A 13,626-nucleotide genomic window follows, 5' to 3' on the forward strand; every position below is an offset into this window, starting at 1 on the left:
GCCTATGTTCAGGCACCTTGGGCCGTCGAGAAAGCCCCCTCATCCGCCTGCCGGCACCTTCTCCCCGTGGGGGAGAAGGGGAAGAAACGAGAGGCCGCATCCTCCCTCCCTTCTCCCCCGCGGGGAGAAGGTGGCCCGAAGGGCCGGATGAGGGGGTTTGCGTCTACCTGAGAAACTAAGCCGAAACCTTCTGCAACCGATCAAGCCTGAGCTGCGCTGCCCGACGATGGCCTTCGAGGCTTTCGCTGGCGCTTTGTCTTGCGGCGGGCGGGGCGACGGCGGCGACGCCGCGGTCGTCGAGCCATTGGTGGGTGGCGATCTTGACGTAGGCGCCGACCCAGAGGCCGCCGGTGTATCGGCCGGCCCCCATGGTCGGCAGCGTGTGGTTGGTGCCGCAGCACTTGTCGGAATAGACGACGCTGGCGAGTTCGCCGATGAAGAGGGAACCGTAGTTGCGCAGCTTCTTCGCCGTCGCCTGCGGGTCGAGCGTGTGGACTTGCAGATGTTCGGCGGCGATGTGGTCGGAATAGGCGATCATGGCGGCCTCGTCGTCGCAGACGACGATCTCGCCATAGTCGCGCCAGGCCTGGCCGGCAACGGGGGCGGTGGAGAGATCCAACAGTTGGCGCTCGACTTCCTTCAGCGTCGCCTCGGCCAGCGCGCGATCGGTGGTGATGAGGCCGACGCGGGTGCGTATGTCGTGTTCGGCCTGGGCGAGCAGGTCGGTGGCGATCATCACGGCATCGCCTGTATGGTCGGCGACGATGAAGATTTCCGAGGGGCCGGCGAGCTGGTCGATGCCGACGGGGCCGAAGACCTGGCGCTTGGCCTCGTTGACGAAGGCATTGCCGGGGCCGACGATCTTGTGCACGGCGGGCACCGTCTCGGTGCCATAGGCCATGGCGGCGATCGCCTGGGCGCCGCCGATGCGGAAGATGCGGTCGGCGCCCGACAGGTGGCAGCCGGCGATCATGGCGCGGTGGGCATTCGGCGGCAGGCAGGCGATCACCTCGTCGCAGCCGGCGACCTTTGCCGGCACGATGGTCATGATCGGCGCGGAGAGCAGGGGATAGCGCCCGCCCGGCACATAGCAGCCGACGCGCTCGATGGGGATCACGCGGTGGCCGAGATGCAGGCCGGGCCGAAGCTCGATTTCCAGCGGCAGGATGGTGGCGAGTTGCGCCTCGGCGAACTTGCGCACATTGCCGATGGCGAATTCCGTGTCGGCGCGGGTCTGCGGGTCGAGTTCCGCGAGTGCGGCCTCGCGCTCCTCCGGCGTCACCTCGAAGGCGGCAAGCTCGGCCTTGTCGAATTTCACGGAATAGTCGCGCACGGCGGCGTCACCCCGCTCGCGCACATCGGCGATGATCTGCGCCACCAACGTTTCGACCGAGGCGTTGTCGCCGATCGAGTCGCGTTCGGGTGCCTTCACGTATTGCACGCCCTTCATCGGCGTCTCCTTGCTGGTCATGGCCTGTCTCTCCACTGAGCCTGATGGTGCGCGGGCACGGCTTTCCCGTCGGCGAAACCCTTGCGGTTCCGCCTGGAAACTGTGTCCCGTTCGTTCGAAATGATCGAGCACAAATCCTATTGCATACGTATTCAAAATCTGCCAGTCTTTTTTCCAACAGGCCGTCACAAACTCGTTTCGCACCCATCCGGGGCGGGAAAGGAGGGTGATGGCGATGCTTCGGATGCCCTGACGATGACTGCCGTTCCGACCACCGACGACCCGCGTCCACCGCTCCTGCTGCTGCCGGGCACGGCCTGCGATGCCAGGGTGTTCGCGCCGCTGATCGAGCGGCTCGGCGACTATCCGGTGCTGATCCGCGACATGGGCGGGGCGACAACCATGCCGGATCTCGCCGAGGCGATCCTTGCCGCCGCGCCGCCGTTTTTCCTCCTCGCCGGCTTTTCGCTCGGCGGCATCTGCGCGCTGGAAATGGTGGCGCGACAGCCGCAGCGCATCGGCGGGCTCGCCCTGATCGACGCGACGGCGCGGCCCGATCCGCCGGAGAATGCAGCGCTGCGGCGCAAGGCGGTTGCGGATGCCCGTGAAAACGGCATGGATGGCTTCATCCTCGATGTCTGGCCACGGCTGGTGGCGGCGGGCAATGTCGACAATGCCGGCCTGCGCGAGACGATCGTCGCGATGGCGCGCGACTGCGGACCGGACCGGCTGGCGGAGCAGGCGGAGGTGGCGATCCATCGCGCGGATAGCCGGCCGCGGCTGGCCGCCATCACGCAGCCCACGCTGGTGCTGGCCGGCACCGAGGAGCAGGTCTGCCCGCTGGCGGCGCAGCACGAGATTGCGGCCGGCATTGCGGGCGCAGAGCTTCATCTCATTGCGGATGCGGGACATTTCGCACCGCTGGAAAACCCCGAGGCCATGGCGCACCATCTGCGGCGCTGGCTGAACACTTTATCGTAACCCCGACAGGATCGAATGGAAGGACATGTCATGAGCGAGGACGACGCCAAGGGCGCAAAAACCGTGGCGCAGAGCCAGCGCAAGGAACCGGTGGAACAGGTGTTGCAGGTCGAGCGCCGCGACTATACCGAGCTTGCGCCCGCCGGCCGCCCGCGCGGCCAGTCGCTGGAGGGTTTCGACGAGATCTATACCGATATCGTCGACTATATCGTGCGCTGTACGCACCGGATCTGGGACGAGCGCGACATCGGCCTGATCTATTCGCACTACACGCACAATTGCGTGCTCTACGGCACGCTCGGCACGATCTACAATCGCGAGGACGTGGTGCGCGACACGATCCAGCGGCTCGTCTCGCTGCCGGAGCGGCGCGGCATGGCGACCCAGGTGCTGTGGCGCGGCAATGACGTCGAGGGGTTCTACACCTCGCATCTCGTCACCGGCTCCGGCCGGCACACGCAGTTCGGCCATTACGGCCAGCCGACGGGGCGCACCTTCGTGTCGCGCACCATCGCCGACTGCATGATCCACCGCAACAAGATCTACCGCGAGTGGGTGGTGGCCGATACGATGGCGATCATCAAGCAGCTCGGGCTCGATCCGCACGGCTTTGCCGAAAAGCTCGCAAAGTCCTCCTTCGACAAGGGGCTGCTGTCGCTCGATATCGGCGAGAACCGCCGGCTGCTCGGGCAATATCCGCCGGAAGCGGAAGCCGACGTCTCGATCGCGCACAACGATCTCGAGGCGCATACGCTGCGCTGGCTGCACGACATGTTCAACGGGCGCATGTTCGGCCGCATCAAGGATGTCTATGCGCCGACCTGCCAGTATCACGGGCCGCTGATGAAGGAGCTTTACGGCATCGCCGCCGTGACACACCAGCATCTCGGCCTGATCGGCTCGATCCCGGATGCCGCGTTTAACGCGCAGCACATCTGCTCCAACCCCTGCGAGGAGGGCGGCACCAAGGTCGCGGTGCGCTGGCTGATGGAAGGCCACCACCTCGGCTACGGCATTTTGCAGGAGCTCGGCGAGCCGACCGGCGCCCGCCTGCAGGTGATGGGCATGACGCATTTCCACTACAAGGACGGCAAGATCGTCGACGAGTGGAACGTCTATGACGAGCTGTCGCTGCTGGTGCAGGTCAAGCTTGCGGAACTCGCCCGCCAGTCGGGCAGCGCCGACTGAGCCACCGATGAGAGGGGCGGGCCGAGGCGGCCCGCCCCCTCAAAAAACTAGCGACACACCAGCCGCATGATCGTTTCGATGTTGAAGTGGATGCGGCCTTCGAGCGCGTCCTTCGCCATCAGGTCGCGGTCGTAGATGATCGAGCCGGTGAAGCGGTTGGTCAGGTAGTAGTAGTTGACCGCGGCGATGGTGATGTTGAGCTGCACGGGGTCGACGCCCTCGCGGAAAACGCCCTCGCGGATGCCGCGTTCCAGCAGCGTATCGACCATGCTGACGAGCTTGCGGCTCGATGCCTTGACGATCTCCGATTTTTTCAGGTGCTTGCCGCGGTGCAGGTTCTCGCTGTTGACCAGCGTCAGAAATTCCGGGTTCTTCAGGTAATATTCCCAGGTGAAGCGCACCAGTTTTTCGAGCGCCGCCTTGGGGTCGAGATCCTCGAGGTGGAGCTTCTGCTCGGCGCTGCGGATGTCGAGATAGACCTCTTCCAGCACGGTCTGGAACAGGCCCTCCTTGCTCTCGAAATAGTGGTAGATCATGCGTTTGTTGGCCTTCGCCTTTTCGGCGATGTCGTCCACCCGCGCACCACCCAAGCCATTCTTTGCGAACTCTTTTTTCGCCGCATCGAGAATGCGCGCCTTGGTGGCTTCCGCGTCCCGGATGCGCGGCTTGCGGACCGGTTTTTCTGTCTGTTCGCTCGTCATGCTCGGGGCCTGTCCTTTGCGCAGTCGGGATGTCTTGCCTGCAACTCATACACGTACAAATCGCCGTCCGTCAAAGCGGGTCGCGACGATTGCCTGGCGCGCGGCTGTTGAAAACCACTTGACTTGGGGGAAACTAAAGAAGTAACTAGTTAGTGCGTTAAGTGGCGTGAGAGACGCTCCGGGGCGCTTCGGGCGAAAGCCGGAAGCCCCCTTCGGGTCCGTCGAGCCGGCCGCGGCGCGCGAAGCGTTTCAATTGGGGAATCGGGAGGAACCTATGTCGACCTTTATCAAGGATTTCATCGAGCGGGAGACGGTCAGCCGTCGCAACTTCTTGCTGGCGACCGCCGCCGGCCTCGGCACTGTTGCGGCACCCGGCCTGCTCGGCCGCGGCGCAGCCCATGCCGCCCTGACGGACCCGGCGATCGCCTGGAGCTACCGCGACCGGGCGTCGGCCTACTGGAACTCGGTCATCGCCGGCGGCGAGGCCTTCGTGGAATCGCTCGGCAAGCCGAAAAGCGCACTGGTGAGCCTCATCAACGAGGGCTCGACGGAAAAGTCGCTCGCCGACATCAAGGCGTTCCTCGCCAAGAACAACGGCAATTGCGCCATCGCCTGCGACGCCAATGACAGCCCGAATGCACGCCCCGTCGTGGAAGCCGTGCAGGCGGCCGGCGCCTATATCTCGACGATCTGGAACAAGACCGACGACCTGCATCCTTGGGATTTCGGCGACAACTACGTCTCGCACATGACCTGGTCGGACGAGCAGCCGGCCGAGCAGACCGCCCGCATCCTCTTCGAGGCGATGGGCGGCGAGGGCGGCGTCGTGCATCTCGGCGGCATCGCGGCCAACAACCCGGCGGTCGAGCGCCTCAACGGCCTCAAGAATGCGCTGAAGGATTTCCCGAAGATCGAGCTTCTCGATGCGCAGCCGGCCGACTGGGACACCCAGAAGGGTGCGGCGCTGATGGCCTCCTTCCTCACGCGCTACGGCGACAAGATCAAGGGCGTGCACTGCGCCAATGACAACATCGCCTATGGCGTCATCGAGGCGCTGCGTGCAGAAGGCATCGAGGACATGCCGATCGTCGCCTATGACGGCAATCCGGAAGCCGTGCAGATGGTCATGGACGGCCAGCTTCTCGCCACCGTCTTCACCAATCCCCATTGGGGCGGCGGCATCAGCGCGGCGCTCGCCTACCATGCCGCGATCGGCACCTTCAAACCCTCCGAAGAGCCGAAGGAACACCGCGAATTCTACGGCCCGACGATCCTCGTCACGGCCAAGGATGCGGCGGAATTCAAGGCGAAATATCTCGATTCCGTTCCGGCCTACGACTGGAAGGACTTCTGGGGGCCGTCGAACGGCCAGATCCAGTACAAGGCCTGACCAGGCCCGGCGGCAGCCCGAGCGCTGCCGCCACTTTCTCTCAAATTAATCTCATCGGGAAGAGGGGTGTCTGACGTGACACGTCGCCTATCGCGCGAAACCTTGATCAAGTGGGCGCCGCTTTTGGTGCTGCTGGCGCTCGTGATCTTTTTCACCGCGCTCAATCCGACCTTCTTTTCGCTCAGGAATTTTGCGCGCATCGCGATCGCCTCGGCGCCCGCGCTGATGGTCGCCGTCGGCGTCACCTTCATCATCGTCATGGGATCGATCGATCTTTCCATGGAAGGCACGATCTCGCTGACCGCGGTCGCCTTCGCCTTCATCTTCGCCCAGCTCGGCGGGTCGCTCGGCGGCATGGGCTGGATCGCCATCCCGCTGGTGCTGGTGCTCGGCGGCGCGATCGGGCTGCTCAACGGTCTGGTGCATGTCAAGCTCAGGATACCCTCCTTCATGGCGAGTCTTGCCATGGGCTTCGTCGGCACGGGGGCTGCCATCCTGCTCACCGGCGGCGACATCGTGAAGGTCAGCGACGCGGCCTTCCGCGGCCTGCTCACCGTGCGCTGGCTCGGCTTCCCGCTGATGGTCTATATCGCCGCCTTCTTCCTCTTCGTCGCCTGGTTCATCCAGACCCACACGACGCTCGGCCGCAATTTCTACGCCGTCGGCGGCGGCGAGGACCTGGCGCATGCTTCCGGCCTCAACGTCACTCGGGTGCGCGTCACGGGTTTTGCGCTGGCCGGCGTGTTCTATGCCATCGCCGCCATCCTCGTCGTCGCCCGCATCGGGCAGGCGGAATCCGTCACCGGCTCGAACTTCATGTTCGTCTCCATCACCTCCGTCGTCGTCGGCGGCGTGGCGCTGTGGGGCGGCATCGGCGGCGTGTGGAATGCGCTGGTCGGCGTGCTCATCGTCGGCGTCATCGACAATGGCATGGTCGTCATCGGCCTGCCGGATTTCGTCCAGGACGGGGTGCTGGGCCTGCTCGTCATCGTTGCCGTCGTGCTGTCGACAGACCGTAAGATGGTTTCCTTCGTGAAGTGAGGCGCGCGCCATGTATCAGCTCAAAGCCGTCGACAAGAAATTCCCCGGCGTCCACGCCCTGAAGGCCATCGACTTCCATGTCGAGCGTGGCGAGATCGTCGGCCTGGTCGGCGAGAACGGTGCCGGCAAATCCACCCTGATGAAGGTCATCTACGGCGCCTACCAGCCGGATGGCGGTCAGGTGCTCATCAAGGGCGTGCCCGTTCGCTTTGCCAATCCGCGCCAGGCGATGGAAAAGGGCATCGGGATGGTGTTCCAGGAACAGTCGCTCATCCCCAACCTCACCGTCATGGAAAACATCTTCCTCGGCTACGAACAGCAGTTCGTGCGCTTCGGCGTGGTGGACTGGAAGGCGATGGCGCGGGCGGCGAAGACCCAGCTCGCCAAGGTGAAGCTCGCTATCGATCCCGGCATGGTGACGTCGAAACTCTCCTTCGCGCAGCGCCAGCTCGTCGAGCTTGCCAAGGTGCTGACGCTGGAGGAGCGGGTGAAGGGCGACCTCGTCATCCTGCTCGACGAACCGACCTCGGTTCTCTCCAAGGACGAGGTGCAGCTTCTGTTCAAGCTGGTGCGGGAACTGACCACCCGCGCCTCCTTCATCTTCGTCTCGCACCGCATGGACGAGGTGATGGACCTGTCGGACCGCATCTATGTCATGAAGGACGGCGCGGTGGTCGACGTGGTGGCGCGCGGCGGTGCTACGGCGGAAGCGATCCAGCACAAGATGGTCGGCCGCAACGTCGACAAGCAATATTACCGCGAGCACCTGCAGGCGCCCTATGACGCCTCTAAGGTGCTGGTCGAGATGGACCGCGTCGGTCTGCCCGGCCGCATCCAGGACATTTCGCTGAAGCTGCATGCCGGCGAGGTGCTGTGTCTGGTCGGCACGGAAGGGTCCGGCCGCGAGGCGATCCTGCGCACCATCTACGGCATGCTGTCGGCGACGACCGGGCGGCTTCGCATCAAGGGCGAGGACGCGGCCGGCTATTCGCCCCGCCACGCGGTCGCGCATGGCGTCGGCTACGTACCGCGCGAGCGCAAGGTCGAGGGCATCGTCGCGGGCATGAATGTCTACGAGAACATGACGCTGTCGCAGATGAAGAACCATTCGCGCGGCGGCGTGCTGCGCGTGGCCGAAGAGCGGGCGCTGGCGCGCGACTGGATCAGGAAACTCTCGATCAAGGCGCACTCCGAACTCGCCGATTGCGGCAACCTTTCCGGCGGCAACCAGCAGAAGGTGGTGCTGGCGAAATGGCGCTCCGGCGGCTCGGATATCATGCTGCTCGACCACCCGACGCGCGGCCTCGACATCGGCGCCAAGGAAGACGTCTACGACATGATCCGCGCCATGAGTGCGGCCGGCGTCGGCATCGTGCTGGTGGCCGATACGCTGGAAGAGGCGATCGGCCTGTCGCACACCATCATCGTCGTCAAGGACGGTCGCATCCAGAAGCAGTTCGCCTGCGAGCCGGGCGCCAAGCCCACGCCCTACGACCTCCTGCACTACATGATCTGAGGGACCAATGGATATTCAGCGCCTCAAACCGCACCTACCCTGGATCACGCTGGTCGTGCTCGTCGCGATCGTCGGCTTTACCGATCCGGGCTTCCTGCGCCCGACCAACCTGCTCGGCCTTGCCGGCGATATCGTGCCGCTGTTCATCATGGCGCTCGGGCTGACCTTCGCCATCTATATCGGCGGCATCGACCTGTCCGCCCAGTCCATGGCCAACATGGTGACGGTCATCGCCTCCGTCTACCTCGCCTCGATGGGCGCGTGGGTGGCGGTGTTCTGCGTGGCGGCCGGCTTTCTGCTCGGCATGCTGTCGGGCTATGTGACGACCCGGCTTTTCGTGCCCTCCTTCATCTCCACGCTCGCCATCGGCGGCGTCGCCTTCTCGATTGCGCAATGGCTTTCCGGCCAGCGCGCGCTCAACATGGATGCCGTCCAGCGCAACGAAACCTTCGGCTGGATGATCGGCCGCACCTGGGGCGTGCCGCATGAACTGCTGATCGCCGCGGTGCTGGTCGCCATCTGCCTGTTCATCGAACGGCGAACGACGCTCGGGCGGGCGCTGAAGGCGGTCGGCGCCGGCGAGCTTGCGGCGGCAGCCTCCGGCCTCAACGTCGCGCGCTACAAGATTCTTGCCTTTGCGATTTCCGGGGCGCTTGCCGCCATTGCCGGCCTGCTCTTCGCGGTGAAACTGTCGGGCGGCGCGCCGACGATCGCCAACGGCTTCCTGCTGCCGGCCATCGTTGCCGTGCTCGTCGGCGGCACGCCGCTCACGGGCGGTGTCGGCGGGGTGGTCAATACGGTCGTCGGCACGCTCATCGTCGCCGTCATCCGCGCCTCCATGCTCTATTTCGAGATCGACGCGACGCGCCAGCAGATGGTGTTCGGCGTGGTGCTGATCGTCGCGATTGCGCTCACCATCGACCGCGCCAAGCTGCGTACGGTGAAGTGATGGGCACGATGCGCGCCGCCGTCCTCACCGCCCCGAAACGCTTCGAACTGCGCGACGTCCCCGTGCCGGCCATCGGCCCGGAGGACGTGCTGGTGCGGGTCACACGCACCGGCATCTGCGGCACGGATATCCATATCTTCAACGGCCACTACGCCGCCGACAAGCTGCCGCTCATCCCCGGCCACGAATTCTGCGGCACCATTGCCGAGCGCGGCGCCAATGTGCGCCATCTCGACGTCGGCACGCGGGTGGTGGTCGACATCAATATCGGCTGCGGCACCTGCTTCTTCTGCCGGCGCAACGAGGTGCTGAACTGCGCCGAGGTCACCCAGGTCGGCATCGGCCGCGACGGCGCCTTTGCCGAATTCGTCGCGGTGCCGGCGCGGCTCGCAATCCCAGTGACGGGCGACATAGACGACGCGGTGCTGGCGCTGACCGAGCCCGTCGCCTGCGTCGTTCGCGCGGCGCGCAAGGCGAAGGCCACCTTCGGCCAGTCCGTCGTCATCTTCGGCGCCGGGCCGATCGGCAACCTGCATGTCCAGATGATGCGCCTCACCGGCGCGGCCCCGATCATCGTCACCGACCTTTCGGCTGAGCGCTGCCGCATGGCGATCGAGGCAGGGGCGGATGCGGCGGTGTCCGATTCGAATTTTTTGAAACAGACCGTGCTGGAAATGACCGGCGGGCGCGGCGCGGACCTGGTGATCGAAAGCGTCGGCAACAAGCGGCTCTATGAGCAGGCCTTCGACCTCGCGCGCCGCGGCGGCCATGTCGCCTTCTTCGGCATCACGCCGCCGGGCGACACCGTGCCCGTCGAAATCCTCCGGACCGTGCTGGAGGAGGGCAGCCTGAAGGGCTCCGTCGCCGGCATGGGCGAGGACATGCACGACGCGCTGACGCTGCTGTCGCATGGCCGTTTCCGGACCGGGAATTTCACCAAGGCGAGCTACCCGCTGGAGCGCATCCAGGAGGCTTTCGAGACGCTGGCCGACCGGCCGCAGGACCTGAAGACGCAAATCGCCATCGCGGCATAAACAATCGAAGTGGAGGATCCCATGGATCAGAAGACCCCGTTCCTTTCGCCCCCGACCGCAGCGCGCACCTTCGGCTTCTTCGTCGATGGTGACTGGAAGGACGGCGCGGAGCACTTCGAGCGCGCCTCGCCCGGCCACGGCACGCCCGTCACCCGCACGGTGCGCTGCACGGTCGACGACCTCAACGGCGCCGTCGCCGCAGCGCGGCGCGCCTTCGAGGATCGCCGCTGGTCCGGCCTTTCGGGCGCCGCGCGCGGCAGCGTGCTCTTGCGCGTCGCCGAAGGGCTGCGCCGCCGCCGCGACGAGATCGCCTATTGGGAAGCGCTGGAAAACGGCAAGCCGATCTCCCAGGCGCGCGGCGAGATCGACCATTGCATCGCCTGTTTCGAGGTCGGCGCCGGTGCCGCCCGCCTGCTGCACGGCGACAGCTTCAATTCGCTCGGCGACGATCTCTTCGGCATGGTGCTGCGCGAGCCGATCGGCGTTGTCGGCCTGATCACGCCGTGGAATTTCCCGTTCCTCATTCTCTGCGAACGCGTGCCCTTCATCCTCGCCTCCGGCTGCACCATGGTCGTGAAGCCCTCCGAGGTCACCGCTGCCACGACGCTGCTTCTCGCCGAAGTGCTCGCCGAGGCTGGCCTGCCCGCCGGCGTCTACAATGTCGTCACCGGCTCCGGCCGCACCATCGGCCAAGCTTTGTCGGAGCACGCGGACGTCGACATGCTGTCCTTCACCGGCTCCACGGCGGTCGGCCGGTCCTGCGTGCACGCCGCCGCCGACAGCAATTTCAAGAAGCTCGGCCTCGAACTCGGCGGCAAGAACCCGATCGTCGTCTTCGCCGATTCCAACCTGGAGGACGCCGCAGACGGCGCCGCCTTCGGCATCAGCTTCAACACCGGGCAGTGCTGCGTCTCTTCGTCCCGCCTGATCGTCGAGCGCTCCGTCGCCGCCGAGTTCGAAAAGCTGCTGGTGGAGAAGATGGCCAAGATCCGCGTCGGCGATCCGCTGGACGAGGCGACACAGGTCGGCGCGATCACCACGGAAGCGCAGAACGCCACGATCCTCGATTATATCGCCAAGGGCAAGGCGGCGGGGGCGACGCTGCTGGCCGGCGGCGGCCCGGTCGATCTCGGCCGCGGCCAGTATATCGCGCCGACGCTGTTTTCCGGCGTGTCCCGCGACATGGCGATCGCCCGCGACGAGATTTTCGGCCCGGTTCTCTGCTCCATGCACTTCGACACGGTGGAAGAAGCCATCCAGCTTGCCAATGATACGGTCTATGGGCTTGCGGCGAGCGTCTGGACGAAGGATATCGACAAGGCGCTGACGGTGAGCCGCCGGGTTCGCGCCGGGCGCTTCTGGGTCAACACGATCATGGCGGGCGGTCCCGAAATGCCGCTCGGCGGCTTCAAGCAGTCCGGCTGGGGCCGCGAGGCGGGCGTCTACGGGGTGGAGGAGTACACGCAGGTGAAATCCGTTCATATCGAGATCGGCAAGCGCACGCATTGGATCGCATGATGGCAGAGGGCTACGACTATGTGATCGTCGGCGGCGGCACGTCGGGTTGCGTGCTGGCGGCGCGGCTGTCCGAAAATCCGTCCGCGCGCGTCTGCCTCATCGAGGCGGGCGGGCGCGATACCAATCCGTTGATCCACATGCCCGTCGGCTTTGCCAAGATGACGACGGGGCCGCTGACCTGGGGCCTGAAGACCGCGCCGCAGAAACACGCCAACAACCGCGAGATCCTCTACGCGCAGGCCAAGGTGCTGGGCGGCGGCTCCTCCATCAATGCCGAGGTTTTCACCCGCGGCGTGCCCGGCGATTACGACCGCTGGGTGGAGGAGGGCGCCGAGGGCTGGGGCTTCAGGGACATCCAGAAATACTTTTTGCGCTCGGAGGGTAATTCCATTCTCTCCGGCGCCTGGCACGGCACGGATGGCCCGCTCGGTGTCTCGAACATTCCAGAACCCCAGCGCATGACACGCGCCTTCGTGCAGAGCTGCCAGGAAGCCGGCATTCCCTACAATCCGGATTTCAACGGCCCGGTGCAGGAAGGCGCCGGCGTCTACCAGACGACGACGCGCGACAACCGCCGCTGCTCGGCCGCCGTCGGCTATCTGCGCCCGGCGCTGAAGCGCAAGAATCTGACAGTGGTCACCGGCGCGCTCGTGCTGCGCGTGGTCTTCGAAGGCCGCCGCGCCGTGGGCGTCGATTTCGAGGTCGCCGGCAAGCGGCGGACGGCGCGGGCCGACAGCGAAGTGCTGCTCACCTCCGGCGCCATCGGCACGCCGAAGCTGATGATGCTGTCGGGCGTCGGCCCGGCCGATACGCTGAGAAGCCATGGCATTGATGTGGTGCAGGACCTGTCCGGCGTCGGCCAGAACCTGCAGGACCATTTCGGCGTCGATATCGTCGCGGAACTGAAGAACCACGACAGCCTGGACAAATACAACAAGCTGCACTGGTCGATCTGGGCGGGCATTCAATATGCGCTGTTCAACTCCGGCCCCATCACCTCCAACGTGGTGGAGGGCGGTGCCTTCTGGTATGGCGACAAGGCGAACCCGACGCCGGACCTGCAATTCCATTTCCTCGCAGGTGCCGGTGCCGAAGCGGGCGTTCCCGGCGTGCCGAAGGGCTCTTCCGGCATCACGCTCAATTCCTATACGCTGCGGCCGAAATCCCGCGGCACGGTGACGCTGCGCTCGGCCGATCCGCGCGCGCTGCCGGTCATCGACCCGAACTTTTTGAGCGATCCGGACGACATGAGGATCTCGGTCGAGGGTGTCAAAATCAGCCAGGAAATCTTCGCCCAGAAGTCCTTGCAGAAATACATCAAGACCCTGCATTTCCCGGACAGAAACGTGCGCACGGAGGCGGATTACATCGCCTATACGCGCCAGTTCGGCCGCACCTCCTATCACCCGACCTGCACCTGCAAGATGGGGCGCGACGCCCTGTCGGTGGTCGATCCGCAACTGCGCGTGCACGGCCTCGACGGCATCCGCATCTGCGACAGCTCCACCATGCCCAGCCTCGTCGGCTCCAACACCAATGCGGCGACGATCATGATCGGCGAGAAGGCGGCGGACATGATCCGCGGCAATGCGTGATCCAGTTTAACTTCCAAGCAAAAAAGGTCGGCCGAACGGCCGCCCTTATTCGTTGGTCCCCCACGCGCTGAGTTTATTGATCCAAAGGCGCCAAACCTCTCCTCCGTCATGCTCGGGCTTGACCCACAGGTGTCCGGTTTAAATTCAGGCCCATTCGAGCACCATCTGGCTGGTGTCTTGCGGCGGGTCTGGTGGTGGCTTCAGCAGGCGGTCTGTTCGGCGGCGATGCATGAGGTTTGCGCGTATGAGGCGGGCGAAAGCGA

The 13,626-nt window shown here is 65.2% G+C and carries 11 protein-coding genes; 9 read left to right on the plus strand and 2 right to left on the minus strand.

Going from position 1 to position 13,626, the window contains the following annotated elements; translation table 11 throughout:
- Positions 1 to 175: 175 nt before the first annotated feature.
- A complete protein-coding gene (gene hisD, locus VGN93_RS28175; RefSeq protein ID WP_327510241.1) occupies positions 176 to 1,471 on the minus strand; it encodes a histidinol dehydrogenase in 1,296 nt (431 codons plus the stop codon).
- Between the two features lie 234 nt (positions 1,472 to 1,705).
- On the opposite strand from hisD, the gene VGN93_RS28180 reads away from it, so the two are divergent.
- On the plus strand, positions 1,706 to 2,431 hold the full coding sequence (locus VGN93_RS28180) for an alpha/beta fold hydrolase (protein WP_327510242.1): 726 nt from the start codon (positions 1,706 to 1,708) through the stop codon (positions 2,429 to 2,431).
- Between the two features lie 30 nt (positions 2,432 to 2,461).
- Positions 2,462 to 3,619: an ester cyclase gene (locus tag VGN93_RS28185; protein WP_327510243.1), complete on the plus strand. Its 1,158-nt coding sequence runs from the start codon at positions 2,462 to 2,464 to the stop codon at positions 3,617 to 3,619.
- A gap of 47 nt (positions 3,620 to 3,666) precedes the next feature.
- Here VGN93_RS28185 and VGN93_RS28190 read toward each other — a convergent pair whose 3' ends face one another.
- The gene (locus VGN93_RS28190; RefSeq protein ID WP_256120357.1) at positions 3,667 to 4,320 is read right to left on the minus strand and encodes a TetR/AcrR family transcriptional regulator; all 654 of its coding nucleotides are present in this window, start codon (positions 4,318 to 4,320) and stop codon (positions 3,667 to 3,669) included.
- Between the two features lie 274 nt (positions 4,321 to 4,594).
- On the opposite strand from VGN93_RS28190, the gene VGN93_RS28195 reads away from it, so the two are divergent.
- The 7 genes from VGN93_RS28195 to VGN93_RS28225 all read left to right on the plus strand — a co-directional run bounded on the left by VGN93_RS28195 (position 4,595) and on the right by VGN93_RS28225 (position 13,363).
- Entirely contained in the window at positions 4,595 to 5,710 is a 1,116-nt protein-coding gene (locus VGN93_RS28195) for a sugar ABC transporter substrate-binding protein (RefSeq protein WP_327510244.1), read from the plus strand.
- A 75-nt stretch (positions 5,711 to 5,785) separates the two neighbouring features.
- Positions 5,786 to 6,751 carry an ABC transporter permease gene (locus VGN93_RS28200; protein WP_327510245.1) on the plus strand — a complete coding sequence of 322 codons (966 nt, stop codon included), beginning with the start codon at positions 5,786 to 5,788 and terminating at the stop codon, positions 6,749 to 6,751.
- A gap of 10 nt (positions 6,752 to 6,761) precedes the next feature.
- Positions 6,762 to 8,267, plus strand: coding sequence for a sugar ABC transporter ATP-binding protein (locus VGN93_RS28205; RefSeq protein ID WP_327510246.1), 1,506 nt, complete (start codon positions 6,762 to 6,764; stop codon positions 8,265 to 8,267).
- Between the two features lie 7 nt (positions 8,268 to 8,274).
- Complete coding sequence (locus tag VGN93_RS28210; RefSeq protein WP_327510247.1) at positions 8,275 to 9,216, plus strand: ABC transporter permease; 942 nt, start codon at positions 8,275 to 8,277, stop codon at positions 9,214 to 9,216.
- Complete coding sequence (locus tag VGN93_RS28215) at positions 9,216 to 10,250, plus strand: zinc-dependent alcohol dehydrogenase (RefSeq protein WP_327510248.1); 1,035 nt, start codon at positions 9,216 to 9,218, stop codon at positions 10,248 to 10,250. The genes VGN93_RS28210 and VGN93_RS28215 overlap by 1 nt, the downstream gene beginning before the upstream one ends.
- 21 nt (positions 10,251 to 10,271) lie before the next feature.
- Positions 10,272 to 11,768, plus strand: a complete 1,497-nt coding sequence (locus tag VGN93_RS28220) for an aldehyde dehydrogenase family protein (RefSeq protein WP_327510249.1) — start codon at positions 10,272 to 10,274, stop codon at positions 11,766 to 11,768.
- Entirely contained in the window at positions 11,768 to 13,363 is a 1,596-nt protein-coding gene (locus VGN93_RS28225) for a GMC family oxidoreductase (RefSeq protein ID WP_327510250.1), read from the plus strand. Before VGN93_RS28220 ends, VGN93_RS28225 begins: the two co-directional genes overlap by 1 nt.
- Positions 13,364 to 13,626: the final 263 nt, after the last annotated feature.

This window comes from Shinella sp. (assembly GCF_035998705.1).
Lineage (GTDB): Bacteria > Pseudomonadota > Alphaproteobacteria > Rhizobiales > Rhizobiaceae > Shinella.